This is a genomic window from Methanohalobium evestigatum Z-7303 (assembly GCF_000196655.1).
Lineage (GTDB): Archaea > Halobacteriota > Methanosarcinia > Methanosarcinales > Methanosarcinaceae > Methanohalobium > Methanohalobium evestigatum.
The window spans coordinates 508,920-534,319 of the sequence record NC_014253.1 but is presented as its reverse complement, the minus strand read 5'-3'; the positions used below and the strand labels follow the sequence as shown (position 1 = coordinate 534,319).

General features: G+C 38.2%; 20 protein-coding genes and 1 pseudogene. 11 read left to right on the top strand and 10 right to left on the bottom strand.

The genetic code is table 11. The features are described 5' to 3' along the window. The first annotated feature begins 178 nt into the window (after nucleotides 1–178). From METEV_RS02670 to METEV_RS02645, 6 genes are all read left to right on the top strand, one after another. Nucleotides 179–376: a 4Fe-4S dicluster domain-containing protein gene (locus METEV_RS02670; protein WP_013194015.1), complete on the top strand. Its 198-nt coding sequence runs from the start codon at nucleotides 179–181 to the stop codon at nucleotides 374–376. Nucleotides 377–409: 33 nt separating this feature from the next. Next, nucleotides 410–1,108, top strand: coding sequence for an RNA methyltransferase (locus METEV_RS02665; protein ID WP_013194014.1), 699 nt, complete (start codon nucleotides 410–412; stop codon nucleotides 1,106–1,108). Between the two features lie 61 nt (nucleotides 1,109–1,169). Beyond that, the gene (locus METEV_RS02660; protein ID WP_013194013.1) at nucleotides 1,170–4,340 is read left to right on the top strand and encodes an LAGLIDADG family homing endonuclease; all 3,171 of its coding nucleotides are present in this window, start codon (nucleotides 1,170–1,172) and stop codon (nucleotides 4,338–4,340) included. Nucleotides 4,341–4,353: 13 nt separating this feature from the next. Continuing rightward, complete coding sequence (locus METEV_RS02655) at nucleotides 4,354–4,644, top strand: DUF424 domain-containing protein (RefSeq protein ID WP_013194012.1); 291 nt, start codon at nucleotides 4,354–4,356, stop codon at nucleotides 4,642–4,644. Nucleotides 4,645–4,699: 55 nt separating this feature from the next. Next, complete coding sequence (locus tag METEV_RS02650) at nucleotides 4,700–5,347, top strand: hypothetical protein (protein ID WP_013194011.1); 648 nt, start codon at nucleotides 4,700–4,702, stop codon at nucleotides 5,345–5,347. 12 nt (nucleotides 5,348–5,359) lie between these two features. After that, the gene (locus METEV_RS02645) at nucleotides 5,360–6,280 is read left to right on the top strand and encodes a coiled-coil protein (RefSeq protein WP_013194010.1); all 921 of its coding nucleotides are present in this window, start codon (nucleotides 5,360–5,362) and stop codon (nucleotides 6,278–6,280) included. A gap of 6 nt (nucleotides 6,281–6,286) precedes the next feature. Here the strand turns inward: METEV_RS02645 and METEV_RS02640 are convergent, their stop codons facing one another. From METEV_RS02640 to acs, 7 genes and pseudogenes are all read right to left on the bottom strand, one after another. After that, a complete protein-coding gene (locus tag METEV_RS02640) occupies nucleotides 6,287–6,865 on the bottom strand; it encodes an S-layer protein domain-containing protein (protein ID WP_013194009.1) in 579 nt (192 codons plus the stop codon). A gap of 7 nt (nucleotides 6,866–6,872) precedes the next feature. Beyond that, nucleotides 6,873–7,850: a biotin--[acetyl-CoA-carboxylase] ligase gene (locus METEV_RS02635; RefSeq protein WP_013194008.1), complete on the bottom strand. Its 978-nt coding sequence runs from the start codon at nucleotides 7,848–7,850 to the stop codon at nucleotides 6,873–6,875. Between the two features lie 81 nt (nucleotides 7,851–7,931). After that, nucleotides 7,932–9,413 (bottom strand): acetyl-CoA carboxylase biotin carboxylase subunit, encoded by a 1,482-nt coding sequence (locus METEV_RS02630; protein ID WP_013194007.1) that lies wholly within the window; start codon nucleotides 9,411–9,413, stop codon nucleotides 7,932–7,934. 30 nt (nucleotides 9,414–9,443) lie between these two features. Beyond that, nucleotides 9,444–11,183, bottom strand: coding sequence for a sodium-extruding oxaloacetate decarboxylase subunit alpha (oadA, locus tag METEV_RS02625; protein WP_013194006.1), 1,740 nt, complete (start codon nucleotides 11,181–11,183; stop codon nucleotides 9,444–9,446). A 274-nt stretch (nucleotides 11,184–11,457) separates the two neighbouring features. Further along, nucleotides 11,458–12,111 (bottom strand): orotidine-5'-phosphate decarboxylase, encoded by a 654-nt coding sequence (pyrF, locus tag METEV_RS02620; protein ID WP_013194005.1) that lies wholly within the window; start codon nucleotides 12,109–12,111, stop codon nucleotides 11,458–11,460. An 11-nt stretch (nucleotides 12,112–12,122) separates the two neighbouring features. Beyond that, nucleotides 12,123–13,073 (bottom strand): annotated as a pseudogene (locus tag METEV_RS02615) (deoxyhypusine synthase); the annotation flags it as partial. Nucleotides 13,074–13,126: 53 nt separating this feature from the next. Then, nucleotides 13,127–15,073, bottom strand: coding sequence for an acetate--CoA ligase (gene acs / locus METEV_RS02610; RefSeq protein ID WP_049890901.1), 1,947 nt, complete (start codon nucleotides 15,071–15,073; stop codon nucleotides 13,127–13,129). A 167-nt stretch (nucleotides 15,074–15,240) separates the two neighbouring features. Here acs and METEV_RS02605 point away from each other — a divergent pair, with 167 nt between their 5' ends. From METEV_RS02605 to METEV_RS02595, 3 genes are all read left to right on the top strand, one after another. Further along, nucleotides 15,241–16,071, top strand: coding sequence for a metallophosphoesterase (locus METEV_RS02605; RefSeq protein WP_013194002.1), 831 nt, complete (start codon nucleotides 15,241–15,243; stop codon nucleotides 16,069–16,071). Between the two features lie 15 nt (nucleotides 16,072–16,086). Next, nucleotides 16,087–18,921: a DEAD/DEAH box helicase gene (locus METEV_RS02600; RefSeq protein ID WP_013194001.1), complete on the top strand. Its 2,835-nt coding sequence runs from the start codon at nucleotides 16,087–16,089 to the stop codon at nucleotides 18,919–18,921. Nucleotides 18,922–19,003: 82 nt separating this feature from the next. Further along, the gene (locus METEV_RS02595) at nucleotides 19,004–19,408 is read left to right on the top strand and encodes a fasciclin domain-containing protein (RefSeq protein ID WP_013194000.1); all 405 of its coding nucleotides are present in this window, start codon (nucleotides 19,004–19,006) and stop codon (nucleotides 19,406–19,408) included. A 15-nt stretch (nucleotides 19,409–19,423) separates the two neighbouring features. Here METEV_RS02595 and METEV_RS02590 read toward each other — a convergent pair whose 3' ends face one another. Further along, on the bottom strand, nucleotides 19,424–22,183 hold the full coding sequence (locus METEV_RS02590; RefSeq protein WP_013193999.1) for a UPF0182 family membrane protein: 2,760 nt from the start codon (nucleotides 22,181–22,183) through the stop codon (nucleotides 19,424–19,426). Nucleotides 22,184–22,577: 394 nt separating this feature from the next. Between METEV_RS02590 and METEV_RS02585 the strand changes: the two genes are divergently transcribed. Further along, complete coding sequence (locus METEV_RS02585; protein ID WP_013193998.1) at nucleotides 22,578–22,928, top strand: metal-dependent transcriptional regulator; 351 nt, start codon at nucleotides 22,578–22,580, stop codon at nucleotides 22,926–22,928. Between the two features lie 189 nt (nucleotides 22,929–23,117). On the opposite strand, the gene METEV_RS02580 is transcribed toward METEV_RS02585, so the two are convergent. Then, on the bottom strand, nucleotides 23,118–23,711 hold the full coding sequence (locus METEV_RS02580; protein ID WP_013193997.1) for a hypothetical protein: 594 nt from the start codon (nucleotides 23,709–23,711) through the stop codon (nucleotides 23,118–23,120). Nucleotides 23,712–23,738: 27 nt separating this feature from the next. Beyond that, nucleotides 23,739–24,341, bottom strand: a complete 603-nt coding sequence (locus tag METEV_RS02575; protein ID WP_013193996.1) for a nitroreductase family protein — start codon at nucleotides 24,339–24,341, stop codon at nucleotides 23,739–23,741. 254 nt (nucleotides 24,342–24,595) lie between these two features. Here METEV_RS02575 and METEV_RS02570 point away from each other — a divergent pair, with 254 nt between their 5' ends. Then, entirely contained in the window at nucleotides 24,596–25,354 is a 759-nt protein-coding gene (locus METEV_RS02570) for a sulfite exporter TauE/SafE family protein (RefSeq protein ID WP_013193995.1), read from the top strand. The last annotated feature ends 46 nt before the right edge of the window (nucleotides 25,355–25,400 follow it).

Below are 25,400 nucleotides of genomic sequence, written 5' to 3'. Positions count from 1 at the left end.
CAATTATTACCCTGCAATCTCCCACTAAAATAGTAGGAACTTTTATGTCTTTAATATACCTGTTTTATTATAAAATGTAAAACGGTTGTATATTAAATATTAAATGCAAATATGGCTCATAATATTTTTGATTAATAAGGTTGTGAGATGAATATTAATAGCAAAAATGTGATAATCAATGGAAATCACGATAGATAAAAATAAGTGTACTGGATGCGGAGCCTGCAGAAAAGCCTGCCTCAAAGGACCCAAAATCTTTTTGTTAAAAGACCGCAACGGAAAAAAAGTTGCAGAAGTTGGAAACCCAAGTTATTGTCTCGGATGCAGGATGTGTGTAAGTGTATGTAAACCCGGTGCAATAACACTTAAAAATTAAAACAGTATAATAACAGCCCATAAAAACGATAAAATGGTATTACAGATAAAAATTGTACTTGTTGAACCTCTCTATCAGGGTAATGTAGGTTCAATAGCAAGGGTAATGAAGAATTTTGGTTTATGTGAACTTGTGCTTGTAAATCCGTGTAAATTAAAAGGTGAAGCACGTGCAATGTCTTCACATGCAAGAGATATTCTTGAAAATGCAAAAGTAACCAATACTTTTAAAGAGGCAGTCAAAGATGCCAGTCTGGTGGTTGGAACCACGGGTATGACATCTTCAAAGGATGATGAACATATACGTAACCCTTCTTATACACCAAAAGAATTAAAAAACAGATTGGAAGGTATGGACGGAAAAGTGGCTATTCTGTTCGGTCGTGAGGATAACGGTTTTACAAACGATGAACTTAGATTGTGTGATATGATAGTTCATATACCTGCAAATGAAGAATATCCAATAATGAACATTTCTCATTCGGCAGCTGTAATTTTCTATGAATTGAGCAATATCCAGAGCGGAGAAAAACCGTTTGCTGACCCATTTGACCTTAAACTTTTACATAATCATCTGAATGAGTTATTGAAGCAACTTGAATACCCATCTCATAAAAAAGATAAAACACTTCTTATGTTTAGAAGGGTTTTTGGACGAGCCCAGCTAACAAATAGAGAAGTTCAGACCCTGCGAGGAGTTTTAAGAATTATTCAGCGCCGGATAAAAAATTGAGAATGCTTAATACCTTGATATATATTCGAATCATTTTATAACAATAACCTTGTGGATTAATATGGCAGAAGAAGGATGGAAAGAAAGGTTCGGCACTTTTTTTAGACGTTATTACTGGGATGAGATACTTCATCTTGCAAATGAATATCCTGAACAACGCAGTTTAACAGTGAATTATTACGATATTGAAAATTTTGATCAGGAACTTGCAGATGAATTAATTGTAAATCCCGACGAGATAATACCTGCTGCAGAGGAGGTTTTAAGAGAAGGAGAGGAACTAGTACTTCCGGTTGATAAGTCTCTTGAGGAAGTGCATTTACGGATAATTAATAATCCGAATAAAATTACGATAAGGAATCTTAGAAGCAAACATCTCATGCAATCTGTAGCGGTTGAAGGGATGATACGTAAAGCTACAGAAGTGCGCCCCAAAATAACAAACGCAGCTTTTTACTGTATGCGATGCGAGCATGTTACCTACATACCCCAGACAAGCCAGAAATTTACAGAACCCCATGAATGTGAAAATGAAACCTGTGGCAGAAAGGGACCATTCAAAACGCTTGTTGATAAATCTACTTTTGTAGACGCCCAGAAACTTCAGATACAGGAATCCCCTGAAAATTTAAGAGGAGGAGAACAGCCCCAGAGCCTCGATATTGATGTTGATGATGACCTTGCTGGAATCGTTACCCCGGGTGATAGGGTAATAATTAATGGAGTCCTTCGTTCTCATCAGCGTACCCTGCGTGATGGCAAATCGCCTTTTTATGACCTTGTGTTGCATGCAAATTCAATAGAATACGTGAATAAAGAATTCGAGGAACTTGAAATAACTCCTGAAGATGAAGAGGAAATCCTTGAGTTGAGCAAAGACCCCCAGATTTATGAAAAGGTAGCAAAATCTATTTCTCCATCGATTTATGGCTATGAAAACATTAAGGAAGCACTTGCTCTTCAATTGTTTTCAGGCGTTACCAAAGCATTACCTGATAGTTCAAGAGTGAGAGGAGATATCCATATTCTTATAGTTGGAGACCCGGGTATAGCAAAAAGTCAGATGCTGCGTTATATGGAAAAACTTGCTCCAAGAGGAGTGTTCACTTCAGGTAAAAGTGCGTCATCCAGTGGTCTGACAGCATCAGCGGTAAGGGATGAACTGGGTGATGGAAGGTGGACACTGGAAGCAGGTGCACTTGTCATGGCAGATATGGGTGTAGCTGCTGTTGATGAACTTGACAAAATGAGTTCAGAGGATAAAAGTTCACTTCATGAGGCAATGGAACAGCAATGTTATGATGACCAGACAGAAATTCTAACTGAAAACGGATGGAAATTTTTTAAAGATGTAATTGAAGGAGAAAGAGTTGCTTCACTTACACCAGATGGAAAACTAGAATATGTAGTCCCTGGAATGTATGTAGCTTCTGATTATGAGGGGGATATGTATTATCTTAAATCACGTCAGGTTGACCTTGCTGTTACACCAAACCACAACATGTATGTTGATATCAACAAACGTGCTAATGAATGGACAGGATTCGACCTTCACCGGATGGATTCATTACCTCTACATAAAAGGATGCGTTTTAAGAAAAATGCATACTGGGATGGTGAACGCATCGAAACATTTGAAATACCATCTATAGTCAAGTATGTCAATCAGAATTGTTCAGGGATAGAAACTGAATCAATTACTGTTAAAATGAATGATTGGCTTGAATTTCTTGGTTATTATCTTCCTGAAGGTTCAGTAAAATACATGAATGGAATTCCCTATTCTGTGCAGATAACACAGAAAACATCTGGAAAAATCCAAAAAATCCAGAATAGTCTGGATAGGCTTGGTTTTAAATGGAGTTATGATGGGCATTCATTTAGTATACATTCAAAACAACTTGCAAAATATCTTTCCATGTTTGGAAAATGCCATGAAAAATTTGTTCCTGAATATGTGAAAAAACTTTGTCCTGGGCAAATAAAAATATTTGTTGATGCAATGGTTCTTGGTGACGGATATATCAGATGTGAAACCGGGCAAATGGCTTATATTACCAGTTCAAAGCGGTTAGCTGATGATATGCAGGAACTTGCACTTAAAATGGGTTATTCTGCAAATAATTATGTCGTTGTAAATAAAGGAGAAATAATCCAAGTTCCTGAAGGCCGGTCAAGTGTTATATCTAATGATATATATGAGGTATCTTTTATCCGTGAGGGAGGTAATCATCCAAGCATCAATACAAATGGGAACTACCATATTGAGAAGAAACCCTATAAAGGAAAAATTTACTGTGTGGAAGTACCTAACCATGTTCTTTATGTAAGGAGGAACGGCAAACCGGTATGGTGTGGTAATACGGTATCAGTTGCGAAGGCGGGTATAATAGCTACATTAAAATCCAGATGTGCTCTGCTTGGTGCAGCAAATCCAAAATACGGACGTTTTGATAGATACGAAGGTATTGCCACCCAGATAAACATGCCTCCTGCACTGATTTCTCGTTTCGATTTAATTTTTGTACTTCTTGATGTACCGGATGATGATAAGGATAGAAGAATTGCCAATCATATTCTCAAGGCACATTATGCTGGGGAAATGATGGAACAGAGATCAAATAATCCTGTGTCAGAAGTCAGTCAACAGCAGATTGATTCCCAGATGGATGTAATTAGTCCTCCGATTGATGTGGAAAAATTGAGAAAATATGTGGCTTATGCCAGAAGAAATGTATATCCTATACTTGAGGATGATGCACGCAACCACCTGATAGAGTTTTACATGAACCTGCGTAAAATGGGTGAAGATAAGGATGCACCGGTACCGGTTACTGCAAGACAGTTGGAGGCACTGGTAAGACTTACCGAATCAAGTGCCCGTGTTCGTCTTAGCAGTGTAGCCACTCTGGAAGATGCAAAGCGCACAACAAATCTTGTGTATACATGCCTCAAACAGGTGGGAGTAGACCCTGATACCGGTGCGTTTGATGTGGACGTTATTGAGACAGGAACGTCCAAGAGTCAGAGAGATAAGATAAAAGTAATAAGAGAAATTATACAATCACTTGCTGATGAGCATTCTGATAAAAAGGGTGCTCCTGTTGAGGAAGTCTATTCCAGAGCAGAAGAAGAGCAAATAGATCGAGAACATGCCGAAGAACTGGTTACCAGAATGAGACGACAGGGAGACCTGTTGTCACCGGATAAAGACCATATTAGATTGGTTTGATATAAGTGATGATATGTACCTTAAAATACATCAGTCCAGTAGATATTATGTAGTCGCAGTATGTGATGAAGATATTCTGGGCAAAACATTAAAAGAGGGAAACCTTACAGTAGAAATATCTGAACAGTTTTACAAAGGTAAAACAGCATCTGAAAATGAAGTTATTGAAGCGCTTTCAGTAGCGACAACAGCAAACATTTTCGGAGAGGAATCGGTTGCTTGTGCCATCAAATGTAGTGCAGTTGACCCTGAGAATGTAATCCGAATAAATGACGTTCCACATGCACAGATATTTAGAGTATAACAATTGTTAAATATTATATAAACTTCTTATAAAGAGTGGGGATAGGAGTATAACTATGGATACAGAGACAAGTACAACAGGTAATGATAATACCAGTGTAACCATAATGGATAAAAGTGAACTGGTTTCAGGAGTTATAGAAAAGCATCAAAATTTCCTGAACAAATACAGACAGGAATTTGAACAACTTAATGAAAGAATCGAATCCATCAATGAACAGATGGAATCAGCAAAGAAAAACAAGGAATATGTTGTTGGGCGCAGAGACGTTTTAAGGGAAAAACGTCAGCAAATTCTATATCAGGCACAAAAAACACTCAATGAATTGCAATCATCTATAAAGGATTCTGAACATAAAGAAATACTGAGTTCGGTTGATGAAAAGATATCCAAACTTAAAACATCTATATCTTCTGATGAAGAAAAACAAATTGTGGATGAGATAAACGATAGTATATCTGAAATATCATTAAATGATGAGACAGCAAATAGAAAACTATCGGATATAAAATCAAAGATTGATTCTGTAATAGAGACCAGTAATGAAATTGAATCAATAAAGGGTTCAGATAAACAATACGAAAAAGAATACGATAAATTGAAAAAAGAATTAAATGACCTGAACCCCCGATATAAATGGCTGGAGAAGCGTATTAGTAGTCATGAAGAAAGCATTGAATACTGGAAAAATGTTGAACAATAAGGGGGTAGTTAGATGGAGGCTACAGAAAATTCAGACATTTCAAATATGTCTGAACGTGAATTAAAGGATAAAATAAACCAGTTGAGGACACAGATAAGCCAAAAAGAGAAAAATCTCAATACTATTTTTAAAGACCTAAAATTATATCGAAATAACATTGATGAATTAAAAGAAAAAAGGAATGAATTAAATACAAAGGTAAAAGACCTTGTTTCTCAGGCACAGGACTTTAAGTCCAAACGGGATGAAAATAACAAAAAAATCACTGAATTAAAGTCCAAACGGGATGAGATTCAGAAACAGAACAAAAGCAAAGCTAATGAGATAGCCCAGCTTAAGAAGAAGCGAAATGAATTAAATGACATCTCAAAGGGGACTGAAGAAACACTCTCAAAAGCTTATTCTCAGGAACTTAACAAATTCCTGAATGAGGATATACCTCTCAATCATGAGATTGACCTTTTTGAAAGACTGGAAAACCTTAAAAAAAGACTGGAAGCTGCTCAGGAAGCAAATAATATCCACCATAAAATACAGGAAATCTACAACACCAGTTTCGATGATAATATAAATGAGTTGAACGACCAGATTCAACAACTTGCGGATGAATCCCAGCAGTATCATCTGCAAATGGTGGAATATTTCAATAAAGCAGATGAAGTTCGTGCAGAAGCGGATTCATATCATGAAGATATAAAGAATAAGTATTCGTTAATGTCTCCGCTAAAAAGTAAAATAGACCCATTAAAAACCGAAATATCACAACTTCGTGAAGAACTCGACAGGTATCTAAAACAGTTGGATGATATTCAACTTCAAAAAGATGAAAAAAACCAAGATGAAAAATATACAGAAGCCAAAGAAAAACTTGATAAAAGTGGTCGCTTAAGCCTTGAGGATTTAAAGATACTTATGGAACGTGGAGACCTCTGATATATCTTAAGTTGTGTTTTTGTATAATATGTAAACTACAATAACACCAATGGAAATCGTTCCAGCAATTGTAATTGCTGTCTGTAAGTAACCGTCTCCCCCTTTTGAATTATTAGTGGAATTAGTATCGTTGCTACTATTTGCAGGGTTTTCTGAGTTGTTCAATTTCGGGGTTTCTAATTGAGGGTCAAGATACTGGTAAACCGATTTGAATGTAACAAGTTCATTTTCAGGATTTGAGTATATTTTATCCACTGTAGCGTTTAATATAACTGTAGAATCTCTTTTATACGTAAAATGTTCGCCTTCATGAACAACATCACTTTTAACACTTCTACCATTCAACGACAGCTCGAGCCATAATCTTTCATCTTCCTGATTCACTCCTTTTATTTGGAGCTTATATCCCTGATAGAACGAATGGCTTTCATCGGATTTGATGAAAATCTTTGTGCCATTAATCAGAACAACAGGGACACTATCATCTTCTTCTGATTGGGATGAAACAACTGTGACCCCGGAATGTAGTATCATGAGTATTATCAGCAGGGATACAAATGTTTTCAGTTTCGTATTCTGTCTCATATAACCCTTAACTTGTTCGTGTATATATACATCTGCCTGCTATTATTTCTTCTTTTTCACCATCATCTTTTTTGACAATAAGAGCACCATTTTTTGTAACTCCTATTGCTTTTCCTTCTACCATTTTGGATGGTGTCATTATTGATACCTCTTTGCCGATAGTGTCAGACAGAGATATCCATTCATCAACAATATCGTTAAATGGCTTTGATTTAAATTTTATGTATTCCTGTTCAAATTCATATAAAAGATTTTGTACAAATGATACACGTTCTACTGGCTTACCAAGTTCAGATTTTAAAGAGGTCGACCCTTCTTTTAGTTCACTGGAAAACATACCTGTATCAACATTTGCATTTATTCCCATACCCAGCACTATATAATCGATTTTTTCAATTTCGGCGTTTATTTCTGTAAGAATCCCGCAAACTTTTCTGTTGTTTATAAGAATGTCATTCGGCCATTTAATACAGGCGTTAATACCAAGATTTCTGATAGCATTTGCAACAGCAATACCTGCAACAAGGGTTAGATGGTAGGCATGAGATGCCGGAATTGTCGGTTTTAGAATAACCGACATATATATTCCTCCACGAGGTGATGTCCAATCTCTTCCCATTCGACCTCGTCCACTTTTTTGGGTTTCTGAGATTATGACAGTTCCTTCATCTTCATCAGGTGCTAATCTTTTGGCTTCTTCGTTGGTTGATTCCAGTTCATCAAAATGATATATTTTATTTCCTATAATACTGGTTTTGAGCCCAGAGAGGATTTCTTCAGAATAGAGCATATCAGGTGAAGAATTTAATATATAACCAGTTTTAGTGGAAGATGTAATATTATATCCATCATCTTTTAAAGATTTTATATACTTCCAGACCATAGTTCTGCTTATTCCCAATTGTTCACCCAATTCTTCACCTGAAACAGGTTTCTGGTCAGAATTTTTTAGGATGTTTAAAATATCTTCTTTTCTGTCGCTCAATTATATCCCACCACAATCACACTCTATTCATTTACAATATAATTGAGCGACATATTATATATTTCTGGTTGAACAACAAAATTATTGGTTTTGTTTTTTGTACCCATCAAGGTAGGCATTAACCGCACTGGTGACAGCAGCAACCTTCTGGTTTTGATTATCCAGAGCTGATGCAAGGGTCATGTTGCGTTTTGCTTCCTTGTCAACAATTTTTTCAACGTCTTCAAGGATATCATGTGTGTCTATAAAATGGGTGGTAAGTTCTCCTCTGCGGAATGCATCATTTTCAAGTATTGCTTTATGGAAGGGTATATTTGTTGTAACACCAACAACGACATATTCAAACAATGCACGCTTCATCCTGTTTATGGCTTCGTCACGGTTTTTACCCCAGACACAAAGCTTTGAAATCATTGAATCATAATACGGAGATATAGTATATCCCATATGCACACCACTGTCTACCCGTACACCAGGACCACCTGCTGACCGGTATCTTCGTATTTTTCCGGGAGAAGGTGCAAAATCGTTTAACGGATCTTCAGCATTTATTCGGCATTCAATTGCTGACCCTCTGATATCCATATCTTCTTGTTTGTAGGGTAATTTTTCACCGCATGCAATGTATAACTGGTCTTTTACAATATCTATACCGTTAATCATCTCAGTGATGGTATGCTCTACCTGAAGGCGTGTATTGACTTCAAGGAAGTAAAATTCACCTTTTGAATAGAGGAATTCAACCGTACCAGCGTTCTCATAACCTATCGCTTTTGCCGCTTTCACAGCAGCTTCACCCATTTCTTTCCGCAGTTCAGGGGTCATTATGGGTGATGGAGCTTCCTCTATCAGTTTCTGATGACGTCTCTGGATAGAACATTCTCTATCTGAAATGTATATAGTGTTACCGTATTTATCCGAAAGAATCTGGATTTCAATGTGACGCGGTTCTTCAACATATTTTTCAATAAATACAGTGGAGTCACCAAAAGCCGAAGATGCTATTGACTGGATGGAATTTAGAGCTTTTTCAAAATCTTCCCGTGAATGGACAATTTTCATCCCGATTCCACCGCCGCCTGCAGAGGCTTTTATAATAACAGGGAACCCTATCGATTCTGCAATATCTATGGCGGTGTTCACATCCTCTATTGGTTCTTCAGTACCCGGAACAACCGGAACACCGGCATCAATCATTATATTCCGGGCTGAAATTTTGCTACCCATTTTTTCGATTACATCGCTGGACGGACCGATAAATGTGATACCCCGTTTTTCACACTCTCTTGCAAACTCTGGGTTTTCTGATAAAAAACCATATCCCGGATGTATACCATCTGCACCGCTTTCTTCTGCAACATCCAGTATTTTATTGATATCAAGATAGCTTTTGCTCGAAGGCGCCGGACCGATGGGATAGGATTCATCAGCGTATTTAGCAAAAAGAGCGTTCTTATCAGCTTCAGAATAAACTGCAACAGTAGGAATATCAAGTTCACGACATGCGCGCATAATCCTTATGGCGATTTCTCCTCTATTTGCAACAAGTATTTTCTTGAACATATATTTACCTGCCATTTACTTTGTTTATGATTATACGATTGAAGCCAGTAAATCTCCTGATGATATTGCATCTCCTTCGGAGACATATATTTCCTTAACAACTCCACCATGTGAAGCGGTTATAGTGCTTTCCATTTTCATGGCTTCAATTACACAAACCGGGTCGCCTTCGTTAACTGTATCTCCTACGTTCATGTGTACTGAAAGTACAGTACCCTGCATGGAACTGGTGACAGCACCTTCAACATTTTCCGGGTCAGGGGTATGTGATGTATCCTCTTCTGTAACTGAAACAACAGAGCCGCCTACAGGTTCTACTTTAACATTGTATACTTCCTGGTCAATGGTTACCTTGAATTCTGTAGGTATACCTGTATCAGGGGATGAAGATTTTTGAGGTGGTTTTTCGGTCTCAACCGGTGCGAGTTGTTCTTCTTCAGCTTCTCCTCTGAGGAATTTGGGTGCTATAGATGGGTAGAGTATATAAGTAAGAACATCCTCTTCGTTTCTTACCAGGCCGAGGTCTTCTGCTTCTTTTTTCTTTTCTTCATATTCTGGTTCCAGTAAATCAGCAGGACGACCAGTAAATGGTTCTTCATTTTCTATAATCTTGGCAATCATCTCACTGCTAATTGGCTGTGGTGGCTGGCCGTAAAACCCGCGAACATAATCTTTAACTTCTTTTGGCACCATTTTGTAGCGTTCACCCATTACAACATTCAATACTGCCTGTGTGCCAACAATCTGGCTTGTAGGGGTTACAAGCGGTGGATAACCCAGTTCTGCACGCACTTTTGGTATTTCAGCCAGAACATCCTTGTATTTTCCAAGTGCATTCTGTTCTTTCAACTGGGATACAAGGTTGGAAAGCATACCACCTGGTACCTGATAAATCAGTACATTAGTGTCTACCTGTTCTGATATCGGGTCCATTATGCTTCTGTATTCCTCTTTAACCTGCTTGAAATATTCAGCAATTTCTGTAAAGGCTTCCAGATCAAGTCCAGTATCATAGGGTGTGCCCTGAAGTGCAGCTACCATAGACTCTGTAGGGGGTTGGGAGCTTCCTCCTGAAAACGGAGATAATGCAGTATCAAGTACATCTACACCTGCTTCACAAGCTGCCATATAGGTCATTGGAGCCATGCCTGAAGTGCAGTGACAGTGGAGTGAAATGGGTAAGGATACCTTTTTCTTGATGGATTTTATAAGTTCTTCTGCAGCATGGGGTGACAGCAGACCTGCCATGTCTTTGATACACAATGAATCACATTCTCTTTGCTCGAGTTCTTTTGCCAGTTCTACATACTTTTCAGTTGTGTGCACCGGACTTATGGTATAGCAAATTGTACCCTGCACATGAGCTCCGAGTTTGTTGGCTGTATTTATGGCGGTTTCCATGTTCCGGACATCATTTACTGCATCAAAGATTCTGAAAATATCTATTCCGTTTTCGTAGGCTTTTGTAACAAATTTTTCAACAACATCGTCAGGATAGTGTCTATACCCGACAAGGTTTTGTCCTCTAAGAAGCATCTGAGCTTGTGTATTGTGCATATGTTTTTTGAGTTCTCTCAGCCTTTCCCAAGGGTCTTCATTGAGATACCTTATACAGCTGTCAAAAGTAGCGCCTCCCCACATTTCAAGGGAGTGGTAGCCTACTTCATCCAGTTTATCTACAATCGGTAGCATATTACGTGTTCTCATACGCGTTGCAAGCAGTGATTGATGGGCATCTCTTAGTATGGTGTCTGTTAATTTTACTCTCATTGGGCTCCTCTGGAAATTTTATATGGTGGATTATTCGATTAGTATAATTAAAAATCCTGATAAATCAAATTATACCCAGATATGCATCTTCTTTTATGTATTTTCTGGTTAAAAATAAGAGTTTATGTGTTTATATCTGGATAGTTAAGTATGGGTAAAATAGTAGGTATTTGCCTCAGCACTCATAGGGCTCATCATAATTCAGCTCTATTTCTCATCACAGGCAAGTTATTAACACTATTTTCAATTTCACTTTTAACTTTTTCCCTGATAGTTAGTTCCTATTTTTAATCTCCTGAACAACCTTTTTGGCTTCAGTATCAGGTGAATCGGACTGGTATATACTCCGTCCTGTAATCACCCAGTCAGCTCCTTTATTGATGACATCTGAAGCACTTCCTCCCTGTGCGCCTACACCTGGTGAAATTATGGCAAGTTCGTTTCCTATAATTTTTCGTATATTTTCAACACTATTAGTTCGGGTTGCAGGTGCAACAACCCCTGAAACACCGGTATCTAATGACATTTTTGCGATTTTTTCCGAAACCTGCTGGAAGAATTCAGTAGCTCCGGGATGGCTCATATCAGCCACGACAAACACCTGTCGGTTATATTCGTTTGCTGTCGCGACGCATGCATCAAGACTGTCACGACCGGTAAATCCGTGGACAATGACCGCATCAGCTCCTGAGTTAAAAACCTGTTCACAGATAAGGCGGTTGGTGTTGGGAATATCTGCAACTTTGAAATCTGCTATGACCGGTACACGGGATGAAATATCTTCTATAATTCCAATTCCAGTTTTAAGGACAAGGGGATAACCGATTTTAACTGCGTCCACATATTCATAGACTTTTTCGGCAACATCAAGTGCTTTATTCTTCTCGGTGACATCAAGTGCAAGTATGAGTTGGTTGTTTTTTTCCATAAAAGCACCTTTTATTTTTTATTCTCTATCCTGCTTCTTACGGCTGCAACAATGATGGGAAGTGTTATTGTAGCATCGGCATGTACTGTCAATGATTGTGCGTATTCACCGACTTTGCCCCATGATCGGGCTTCATCAAGGGAAGCTCCGCTTAAGCCGCCTGTTTCAGGAGTGTCCATTGTAAGTTGTATGGCATAATCAAGCTCTTTCGGTGTTACAAGCATGGATTGAAAGATGTAATTTTTGGGAACACCACCGCCTATTAACATAGCACCGGATTTTTCGGCATCATAACAGATGTCTATTAACTCTTTCATATCGTCAAAAGCATCAACATTGAGTTTATTGGTCTGTTTGTACAGCCAAGCTTGCAAACCTATCATGGAATCTTGGATTGCTGGACAGTATATAGGAACATTCATATCGGCTGCAACTTTTAATATTGAATCATCATCTTCAAGATGGTTGCCTATATGTGTAAGGAATTGTCTGATGGATACAGGTTCCTCACTCACATCTTCCAGTATTGACTGCATTTTTTCTTCAAATTCTGTAAAATGGTTTTCTGGAAGATATACATCATATATCCGGTTTATTTCCTCGTTTTTTAGTTCCGTATCGTTGGAATGAGCTGAACCTTTGTAATGGTGAAGCCCCAGAGCCTCAACAAGGTCGTGTACCATATTGGCACCAGTTGTGACCAGTACATCGATATAACCGTCACGTATGAGGTCAACTACTATTTTACGCATTCCTGCAGGTACCATTGCACCTGCCAGACCGAAAAATTTGGTAGTATCTTTTGTAAGCATTTCACAGTATATATCTACTGCTTCTGAAAGTCTGCCTGCTCCAAATGCACAGCCACTGATACCTTTTATAAGTTCGTCCACGTTCATATCTGAGGTAATCTCAGCCTGTCTGATTTCTCTGTCAAGCTTTTTACACGTTGTATTTGCGTCGTTTTTGGAATGCATTACCTGTCCTCATCTCAATCTCAATTTGATACCAAAAATCAATTCACATCTAATTCTTTAACTTTTCTTTTAAGCTCATCTACGATTTCAGGGTTTTGAAGGGTAGAAGTGTCGCCTTCATCTTTATTGTTTGTAATGGCTTTCAAAATTCTTCTCATTATTTTACCGCTTCTTGTTTTCGGAAGGTCGTCCGTAAATACAATTCCTTTTGGTTTTGCAATAGGCCCTATGTCTTTAACAATTTTATCCCTTAATTCCTGCTTGAGTTTCTCATCTTCTTTTGACCCCGAACTCAATATGACATAACCAAAAACTGCTTCTCCTTTTATTTCATCTTTTATACCTTCAACGGCAGCTTCAACAACATCAGGATGTGATTCCAACGCACTTTCCAATTCCATAGTACCAAGACGATGTCCAGCGACATTGATAACATCATCTACACGACCCAGAATCCAGAAATAATTGTCATTATCCAACCGGGCAGCGTCTTCGGTCATATATTTATCAGGACCCCATTTGCTCCAGTAGGTGTTGATAAACCGCTCTTCATCCCCATAAACCGTGCGAATCATACTGGGCCAAGGTCTTTCTATTGCAAGATATCCACCATGACCCGGTTCTATTTTATTGCCTTCATCGTCAAGAACTGAAGCCTTTATACCAGGGAACGGGTTTGTCGGACTACCTGGTTTCATGGGTGTTATTCCGGGTAGTGGTGTTATCAATATCATACCGGTTTCGGTCTGCCACCATGTATCAACAATCGGGCATTTTTCATATCCAATGTTTTTGTAGTACCACCACCATGGGTCAGGGTTAATTGGTTCACCCACGGTTCCGAGCAGTCTTAATGATGAAAGGTCATGTTTCTCAGGCCATTCAGACCCCCATTTCATAAAGGCTCGGACTGCGGTTGGTGCTGTGTAAAATATTGTAATTTTGTGTTTTTCAATCATTTCCCAGAATCGGTCTTTATCCGGATAATCCGGTGCACCTTCATACATGAATATGGTCGAGCCATTTGAAAGAGGACCATAAACAATATACGAGTGACCGGTAATCCATCCAACATCTGCTGAACACCAGTATATGTCATCCTCTTTTAAATCAAAAACCCAGTTTGCTGTAACATGAGTACCAACCATATACCCACCGGTTGTATGGACAATACCTTTCGGACTACCGGTAGTACCGCTTGTGTACATTAAAAACAGCATATCTTCAGAATCCATTTTTTCGGGTTCACAGGTAGAATCTGCAGATTCAATTATTTCATGCCACCAAACATCTCTTCCGGGTTTTATCTCTATTTCATTATCAAGATGATTGACAACAATGACTTTTTCTACAGTTTCTGCTTTACTAATCCCTTCATCGGTTTTGTTTTTGTGTTCCAGAATCTTTCCACGTCTATAATAACCATCTGTTGTGATAACGTATTTACTTTCTGCATTGTTTATTCGGTCTGCAAGAGCATCAGCCGAAAAACCGGCAAAAACTACACTATGAGGAGCACCGATTCTGGCACAGGCAAGCATGGCTATAACCGCTTCAGGTATCATGGGCATATATATGGTGACAATATCTCCTTTTTCAACACCCTGATTTTTCAGTGCATTTGCAAATCTTGAAGTGGCTTCTAAGAGTTCATTATATGTATATTTGCGGATGTCTCCTTTTTCACCTTCCCAGAGGATAGCGGTCTTTTCACCACGTTTGTTTATATGCCGGTCAATGCAATTATACGATGCATTGAGTTTTCCACCAACAAACCATTTTGCATGTGGAGGTTCCCATCCAAGGACACGTTTCCATTTTTCGAACCAATCGATATGCTCTGCAAGTTCTTCCCAGAATTTTTCTGGGTTATCTTCAGCTCTTTTATATACCTCAGGGTCATTTATATTGGCTTGTTTTACAAAATCTTCAGGGGGATTTATTAGTTCATATTCTTCAAGTTTTGATTCAATCGTTTCTTCCATTATCCACGCACCCATTGTTAATATAAAATAATTATATTTTGATGCACCAATATATTAACTGAATTTGTAAATATTTAGTGGTATATCTGTAGTAACTAATTTAAATAAACAACTGATACAAATCACCGATAGATATATCATGTTTTTATCAGGTAGTATCCAGTAACATGAGTATAGACATCACTCCACTTATAGACCGTCCGGCATTAACAGTTTCCAATACCGAAAAGGTACTTGTGGTCGCTGATATACATCTTGGTATTGAATGGGACCTTTATAAAAGCGGAATAACAATACCAAGCCAGACAGAAAAACGTCTTGAGAGGCTAAAAGGATATGCTGAACAGACAGACCCTGACAGGATTGTTCTTCTTGGAGATGTAAAACACAACGTACCCCGAACTTCATGGCAGGAGAAAAATGAAGTCCCCTATTTCCTTGATGCTTTAACAGAACACGCATCTGTGGATATACTACCGGGTAACCATGACTCAGGTATAGAATCATTGTTGCATGAAAATAATGATATAAAAGTTCACTCATCAAAGGGTGCAGTAATTGATGGAGTTGGATATTTCCATGGACACACTTGGCCTGCTTTTGAATTATTACAAACTGAGTATGTAGTTACTGCACACAACCATCCAACAGTAAGGTTTACAGATTCGCTCGGTCATCCAACAATAGAGCCGTCATGGATAAGGTCAGAGTTCAATTTTGATGAGTTATCCCGTTATCAAAGTCTTGATTATCAATCATGGAATAATCCCATTGTATTTGTAATGCCTGCGTTCAATGAGCTTTGTGGCGGTATAGCTTTTAATGAGTCATTACATGAGGATTTATTAGGTCCAGTATTTTCTACAAAAACATTTGAACTTGATGATTCAGAAGTTTATCTGCTTGATGGTATGTATCTTGGGGTTTTGAAAAATATACGTAAATCAAGCATGACAAGAAAAAGAACATCACGAAAAGTTAAAACCAAGAAGAGATAAAAATCAATACCAATCATGAATTTTGATAATATATTTGATTCATTCCATCCAAAAATTCAGCAGGCACTTAAAGAACAGGGTTTTGTCTCGCCTACTGAACCACAGGAAAAAGCGTTTCCTGTTATCCTTAAAGACAATAATACATTACTGATAGCTCCAACCGGCTCTGGAAAAACTGAGGCATCGGTGTTGCCGGTTTTTAATAAAATACTTGAAAAGAGTGATGATGAGAGAAAAGGAGTATCTGCACTCTATATAACACCTTTGCGTGCACTTAACCGTGACATGCTTTCACGCATCAAATGGTGGGGTGAATATCTCGGGATTCGGGTAATGGTTCGTCATGGAGACACTTCAAAACATGAACGTCAGAAGCAGTCCCAGAATCCACCGGATATGCTGATAACTACACCAGAGACGTTACAGGCGATGTTTACCGGGAAACGGTTGAGAGGGAATCTGGAATATGTGACGCATGTAATTGTCGATGAAATCCATGAGATGGGTACATCCAAACGGGGTTCACAACTCACTCTGGGGCTTGAAAGGCTGGTGGAAATTTCGGGTAATTTTAAAAGAATCGGGTTATCAGCTACCGTGGGTAATCCCAATCTTATAGCCAGCTTCCTTGCAGGAAAAGATCGCAGTATATCGGTTGTAGAAGTCCCCATGCTAAGCCTGATGGAGTTTGATATATTATATCCTGAAACAACCCAGAAAGACATAGAAATATCCAGAAAAACCGGGTTTGACCCAGAATTTGCATCACACCTTCGAAGTATTCAGGATATAGTTGAAAAACATGAATCAACACTAATATTTGTAAATACCCGACAGAGTGCTGAATCTCTGGCATCGGGTTTCAACATAATTGATGCACCTATCAGTGTACATCACGGTTCTTTATCCTTTGAAGCCCGATTAGAAGCTGAAGATTCTTTTAAAAACGGAAATCTGAAAGGTCTTATCTGCACCTCGTCTATGGAACTTGGTATCGATATAGGGAATATAGACCATGTTATACAGTATGGTTCACCAAGACAGGTTTCACGTCTTCTGCAAAGAGTCGGTCGAGCAGGACACAAGATACATGAAGTGTCAAGAGGCACGATAATATCCACAGGTCCTGATGACAATACAGAATCTATGGCTATAACAAAAGCTACTCTTGACGGAAGGATAGAGGATATATTACCTCATTACAATCCTCTGGACGTGCTGGCTAATCAGATTTGTGGGATAGTATTGGATTTTGGAGAGATAACAGTAGATAAAATACATGAAATTGTCACAAGAGCCTATCCCTTTAAAGATTTAAAAATAGAGGTGCTGAATGGTGTTGTCAGCCAACTTATCGGTTACAGGATGCTGTGGAGTGATAAACCTGGAATTGTCAGCAGAAGGAAAAAGACCTGGAATTATTATTATGAAAACCTTTCCATGATACCCGATGAAAAAAAATTTGAAGTTTATAATATAGTAACCGGCAAAACAGTAGGCATGCTGGATGAGGCTTTTGTTGTCAATTTTGCATCACCAGGTGCAGTTTTCATTACAAAAGGTGATATGTGGCGAATTGTAGAAATGAATACCGACCATAACCGTATAAAGGTTGAACCGTTTAATGGAACAGGAGAAGTTCCCAACTGGGTAGGTGAAGAAATTCCAGTACCCTATGAAGTGGCACAGGATGTAGGTGGTATAAGAGAAAGAATTTCGTCCTACATAAAGCAAGATTGTGATGACTCCACAATATCTAAAAATCTGAGAGAGAATTATACCATCAATACAAATGCAGTTTTAAATGTTATAGGACTTGTACGCGAACAATTATCAAATAATTACCCTCTTCCTGACAGCAGAACGGTAGTCATTGAAGAGGACGTGGATGAAGATGCTGTAATAATCAATTCATGTTTTGGTCACACCACAAATGAAACCTTTGCAAAAGTGCTAACATCCCTTCTTGCCGCCAGGTTCGGAAGCAGTGTGGGTCAGGAGATTGATCCGTACAGGATTAAGTTAAAACTTCCTAAAAGGGTTAGTGCCGACCTTGTAAAAGATATGATTCTGGGAATACAGCCCGAACATATTGAACCGATAATTGAGATGACACTGAAAAACACCACCGTGATGAAGTGGAAGATGGTACATGTCGCGAAAAAATTCGGTGCATTGAGCAAGGATATAGATTACGACCGCATCAGTATGAAAAAACTTCTTGATATCTATGAAGAAACATGGATGTATGATGAAGTAGTAAGAGAGATTTTTCATGATATGCTTAATGTCGATGGTGCAAAGGATATACTGACAAAATTAAATTCCGGAGAGATTTCAATCCTTGTAAGTGAGCCAACACCTATAGGTTCAGCCGGTTTTGCTGTAAGAAAGGATTTGGTTGCGGCTGACAAGGCGGACAGGTCAATTGTAATGGCTTTAAAAGAACGAATCATGAACGACCGGGTTATACTGTTCTGTGTCAACTGTAAAAAATGGACATCCAGAAGAAAGGTTAAAAACGTTCCAGAAGTTATTCAGTGTCCAGTCTGCGAATCCAAAATGGTGGCTGCTCTTAAACCTTGGGAAGAGGACGAGATAAAACTTGTCAAAAAACAGGACAGTGTTACATCCAGAGAAGAAACAAAACGAATCCAAAGGGTTTATCGCAATTCAAGCATTGTACTCACCCATGGCAAAAAAGCCGTGATAGCCCTTGCAAGCAGGGGAATTGGGCCGGATACAGCTTCCAGAGTCATACAAAAGATGAGGCAGGATGAAGAAGCCTTTTACAGAGATATAATGGAGGCTGAACGAAAATATGCCCGAACCAAACAATTCTGGGGTTAAGAATAATTTATAACGGTTTACCATTAACTTTATCATATTTTATTTTCTTAATTCCTATTAATATACTCAATAGGGGGATATTATGGATGATATAATTGAAACCGCCAGAGAGTGCGGTTCGTTCAAGACTCTTTTAAATGCGTTAGAAACAGCCGGACTCAAGGATTTATTAATCAATAAGGGGCCATTTACACTTTATGCACCTGATGATGATGCTTTTTCAACGTTTTCTGAAAAGGAACTGGATAATCTCCTTGCAGACAAAGAAGAATTGAAACAAATTCTTCTCTATCATATAACAGGCGGGAAAGCCATGTTACAGGATGCTGTCCAATTAAAATCAATGAGAACTCTGCAAGGTGGGGATATTATAGCCGAAGAATCAGGTGATGATGTAAATGTAAATAACGCAAAAGTGGTTCATTCAGATATCGAGTGTACCAATGGTGTGATACATTCGATAGATAGGTTATTAAACCCCGAATGAACCTCTTTTTATTTTTTATTGTCCTGTTTCTGTAGTATTGACATCTTCAAGTTCTTGAGATAGCTGATTTAGTACGTCTCTCATCTGTTCTATTTCTTCTCCATAGGCTGACCAGTTACCTGCCCTTAGGTGTTCTTGAGCTGTTTCATAATGTTCCAGTGCCTGTTGTGCCAGTTGTTGAGCTGTCCTTGGAACAACGGGTTCGCCGGGTATAGTTCCGGGGTCAATACCATCTACGCGACCTTCAGCGAGTCCTTCAAGAGCTTGCCTGAGTTCAACTGACATTACAACTCTATTACCTGATGAAGCAACAACCCTTCTAAGTTCTGGTATCTCTGATTCTTCAGCGCTTATGAATATAGGTTCTGTATAAAGTATTGAATTACCTATTGGTACCACAAGGAGGTTTCCTCTTATAACATTTGAACCGCTTTGGCCCCAGAGTGTCAATTGTTCTGAAATCTCGGGATTCTGGTCTATACGGGCTTCTATCTGAGTTGGACCATATACCAGTTCTCCTTTTTGCATTCGGTAATCTTTTATTTCACCGTAATGTGGTTCATCACTTCTTGCTGCAATCCAGGAAATCATGTTCTGTCTTTCACGTGGTGTAAATGGCTGCAAAAGGATATATTCCAGTTCATCACTACCTGGAAGCCTTGTAATCATGTAATATGGCTCCATTTTAGTACTTGTACCTCTATACTGCTCCTCAGGTATATCCCATGAATCTTCCCTGTTGTAGAATGTTACAGGGTCTGTCATATGGTAGTTTCTGTACAGTTCCATCTGTACCTCGAAATAATCTACAGGATACCTTATATGCTGCTTGAGATTTTCTGGCATTTGTTCATATGACTTAAACAAATCCGGGAATATCTTGGAATATGTTTCTACCACGGGCTCTTCTTCTATTATGTAGTAATCAACACTACCATCATAGGAATCGATTACCACTTTAACAGGGTTCTGTAGGTAATTTATACCACTCATTTCTGAACCGTAATAAGTATCCGAGTAGGGATACCTTGATGCAGTAGTGTAGGCATCAATTATCCAGTGGATTCTTCCATCATGGATAACAGGATAGGGATCGCTGTCATATTCAAGGAATGGTGCTATTTTATCGGTTCTTTCCTCTATATGCTGATGATACATGACCCTGGAATCATCAGTTATATACTCACTTAAAATGAACTTCGGCTCACCAAATCGGAAGGCATATGCTAGGCGTTTAAAGAATGAATCCATCTGTACTCCGCCTTTCCCGTCATAATTTGTTAATACATTTCCTCCCTCACTTCTTGGATAATCAAATTCCTGTCGTAGTGTATTAACAATCTTGTATTCATTCGTACTTTCGCCATAGTATACCCGTGGGTTTTCGATTTCAAAATCGCCTCTTGGAGGTATGTCCTGAAGTGCAAGTTCAGGCTGACCATCTGCGGTCTTTGTACTTACTGGATTCATTACCATACCGAAACCATGAGTATATATGAGCCGTTCGTTAACCCAGTTTCTTGCCTGTGGTGGAAGTCCATCAATATCCAGTTCCCTGACTGCAAGCATATACTGCTGATAATTTTCATCTGTTCTATACCTATCTATATCAACGTCATTGAATGTATAATATGTACGTATTTGTTGGAGCTGTCTGTAGGACTGTCTAAGTGCTCGATGGTCCCATATCCTTATGTTCGATATGATATCTTCATTTTCCTCTATGTCTCTATTGGTTATGTTTGTATCGACATCCAGTTGGTTCACATCTGCATCTGATAAACCATAAGCTTCTCTTGTAAAGTTTATACTGTGTTCAAGGAATGGTTCCTCGCGTTGAAGTTCGGTTGGTTCTACTGCATATTGCTGATAAACACTGGGCACAAAAGCACTCGCCAAAACAAATAGGACAATCAAACCTATTCCAATAAGTGGAACTTTTATATTCTTTAGTTTAATATTTGCCAGTAGTGCAACTGCAGTAAGGGCAGATAATACAGTCAGTATTGTGAAGATGGGCAATCTAACAAAGACATCTGTATAACCAGCACCAGCAACGGCACCCTGCTGGGTGAACAAGATTTCATATCTGTTCAGGAAGAATCCAACAGCAATTAAGGCGAATATAAAAGCAAGGAGAACAGATACATGCACCAGTACCCTTTTGGGAACCTTGTCCATTATGTTTTTTATATTTATCTCAGGGTTTATATCATAGGGTTCTTCGGTGTCATCTCTTTGGGTCAGTAATACAGGTTGAAGTCTGTATACATAAAGAGCACCGGCAATAATTAATGTAATTATTACCAGACCCAGTAGTACTCCCCTTAGCATATGGAAGAATGGAAGTTGAAATATATAAAATCCGACATCATTTAAAAGAATTGGATCCTGTATTCCGAAAGGTGTACTATTAAGATATAGAAGGATAGTTCTCCAGTTGCCGCTAAAAACAAGTCCGAATAAGAATGAGAGGAAAACAGTACCAATTAAGAATAGTCGATAATCAATTTTTTCATAAGCGATTTGTTTGTCGGTAAGTATTTTATCTATGGAATTTCTGGCAAATTTAATGTTGATATACAGAAATATAAAAGCCAGTATAAATCCCGGAATTACAGTGACTATCTTCCATTGCAGTATTGTTGTAAATACGGATGTATAATCGACCATGCCAAACCAGAGATAGTCCATGTATATTCCAAGTAATGGACCAATCCCCAATATGATCGCCAGTAATGCTATAAACAAATAAATTGGTTTGAAACTTTGCATATAAGACCCCGAAAATTATTCTTTTAACCCTTATACTGATTATATATGGGGTGTTTATTAAAGTATTTTTCCTTTCATACCTTTTGAATTTCTGCTGTATCCTCGTTTAATCCTTTCCAGACAACTTTGAATCCAAGATGTTCAAGAACAGGATAAAATACCTATTTGTCGAGTTCGTATCTATCAAAGACTCCCGCTTAAGAATATGTTTTCAGGTTCTTTATCTGTGAACCGATTTCTCGAATAAGGGTTTGATGAATTAGATAAATTATAATAATACATCCGGTTCATCTTTACTGGCTTCTTTAATGCAAAAAGTGTTGTCAGACGCCATGTAGATGTTCTGGATAAAAAGGAAGGCGTTCACAAATCAGTATGAGGATTCGAGCATATTTTGCATGACGGCGTTGATGACAAGGTCTGCATACTGCTCAGTCATCCAAGAGCTTGTCCTCACGGCAATCCCATACCAAAAGGTGAATGCTGTAAAAAGGATGATAAAGAAGTAAGCAATATTGTCAGACCGCTTTCTGCATTAAAACTCAATCAAAAGGGTAAAATCGCATACTTTGTGATTCAGGATAACGGGAAACTGCAGAAACTAATGTCAATGGGCATTCTTCCGGGAATGCCGGTAACTCAGTTACAGTCATATCCGTCCTATGTCTTCGATCTCGACCAAACCCGTTATGCTGTGGACAAGGAGATGGAGGATTATGTATTTGTAAGAGTGGATAATAATTAATTTCAATGCAATCTACAGTTTAGCCATTATGACAGTTTTCATGGTTAATTGGAAAATCAGAAATATCAAAATGGCAGTAATTTTTTTATGGCAGTAATTTTTTTATTCCATTGCATTTTGAAAAACGGTTGACAGTTTTTCTGTTCATATTAATCCAAACTCAAAAAAGCTGTCCATTAAATATAATCTTTAATCAGATGGTATTTTTAAAGTTGTCTGTTTTTGAGCATGGTATTTGTATCCAAATAATCGGTTTTCACTAAGAACGGTGTTAACATTAACTGTAATATTTGCACTATCCTCAATTTTCCATGCAGGTTTTAATAAAAAGTGCAGAGTAACGGTTCCCTTTCCTTGAGGGCTCATATCAGGGATTTCAAGTCGGGTGTTAAAATTCTCTGTTCTTTCAAAATGTATTTCAGGGAACGGAAAACCATCGGGAGTTTTCAAAAATACATCACCGCGTTTTTCTATCCATGACCCTCTTCTTGGATATTTGACTGTTAAATCCATGCTTTCTATAACAGTATTTTCACTGTGAGAGGCTGCAACCCTTAATGGTATTTCACCGGTTTTGTTGTTGTATCCCTGATGATACAGCATCGAGATAGTCAGTATTCGCTTATTACTATTATCATAAAAAATCAGATGTTTTTCACCATCTTCTACAACTTCTCTGGGTTCGCTTAATGTTTTTTTGGATATTGAGATTTCATAAATACCGATGGATGCAGCTGCTATCAGTATGATGACAATTCCAATCGGTATTTTTCTGAATCTCATATAATTACCTATAAAATGGAATACTTTTTAATCTTTTTTCTTGTATATCCATGATACCATTGGTTCGCATCTGTCAATAGGAGATGGTGTGCTTCTTGGATAACCCAGTATTATCGGTGCCACTATCTCGAAATCATGTGGTATATCAAGGTCATCCAGCAATTCAGGGCTCTGCTGTATAAAAGCACCTGCACCAATCCAGCAGCTACCCAGACCCAGCGAATGGGCTGCAAGCATCATATTTTCCGCACAGAGAGCACAGTCATAGTCAGCCAGTTTGTCGTCCCTGTTGTGCATTACAAGCACCAGAATTGGGGCATCATAGAATAGATTGAAATCTTTGTTTTTCATTTTCTCTTTCAGGTCTTTGGCCAGTTGTTCAGTACTGTCCTTGAGATGTTCCTGCACCATTGGTTTTATGTGGTCTGATATCTCCTTTATAATGTCTTTACCACTAATAACTACAAAGTTCCAGGGTTGTAGACCCAGTGCTGTGGGTGCATGGATACCAGCATCTATAACTTGGTTAACAGTATCTTCAGAGACCTGTTTATCAATATAATCCCTTACACTACGGCGTGATTTTATAGCTTCAATAACTGGATTTTCTTCAATATTTTCTTCAGCCATACAATAACCTCAAAACTTTCATTATATTTATACTCCCTACTCCCCTTTTAAATACACTGATGCTGCGAATTTATAAATAATTGTTGAAAATGTCTATCAAGTGTTTTGCAATATTAACCATCAACATTTATAATCGATAGATAAATCTAAAAAGTTGGAGTTGGTTATGTTGAATTGTAGTGAGATAAAATTTTGGTAAATTTGCTGGGACAGTGTGTTGAAAAATTAGTGAATTAATACCACAGGGATAAATAATGGAGCCGTTTTTAATCGCTATAATTGTTTTTTTCCTTGCAATACTGTTTTCAATTATTGGCACAGGCGGTTCCACAATCTATGTTCCTCTCCTATACTGGATAGGCATAGATTTGCATATTGTTATTCCAACAGTACTACTGATAAACACGTTTGCTACAGGTTCAGCAACCATTTTTTACACTAAAAAAAAGATGGTGGATTTTAAAACTGCAATACCTTTAATATTAACATCAGTTGCAGGAGCACCAATAGGAGCCTATTTTTCAAAAAGCACACCTCAGGATTTACTGATATTGATATTTGCTGTTTTGTTGCTGTTAATAGGGATTCATATGGTATTTACCAGTTCCAGAATAGGACATCTAAAGTGTACTGGTAGAGGAACCAGAAAAAATGTGATTATTAGTCTGATATCGGGTTTTATGATAGGAATTGTTGCAGGTTTGCTGGGATTAAGTGGAGGGGTATTTATAGTCCCATTGTTGGTATATCTTGGATACAATATAAAAACCGCTTCTGCGACCTCTTTATTTATCATTGTGTTTACATCAATTTCCGGGTTTTTGGGACATATCGGTACAAGTACTGGAAGCCTTGATGCTGGTTTATTGGTATATTCATCTTTAGCTGGCTTTCTCGGTGCACAGGTAGGTTCATATTTTATGATATACAGGTTGAAGTCAAAAACCATTAATCAGATGTTTGGCATCGTTCTCTGGGTTGTAGCCATTAGACTTATTATTGGTTTCATCTGATTAATTTCTGAAAAAGGATTGTTTCAATGAAAAACTTTAATAATAT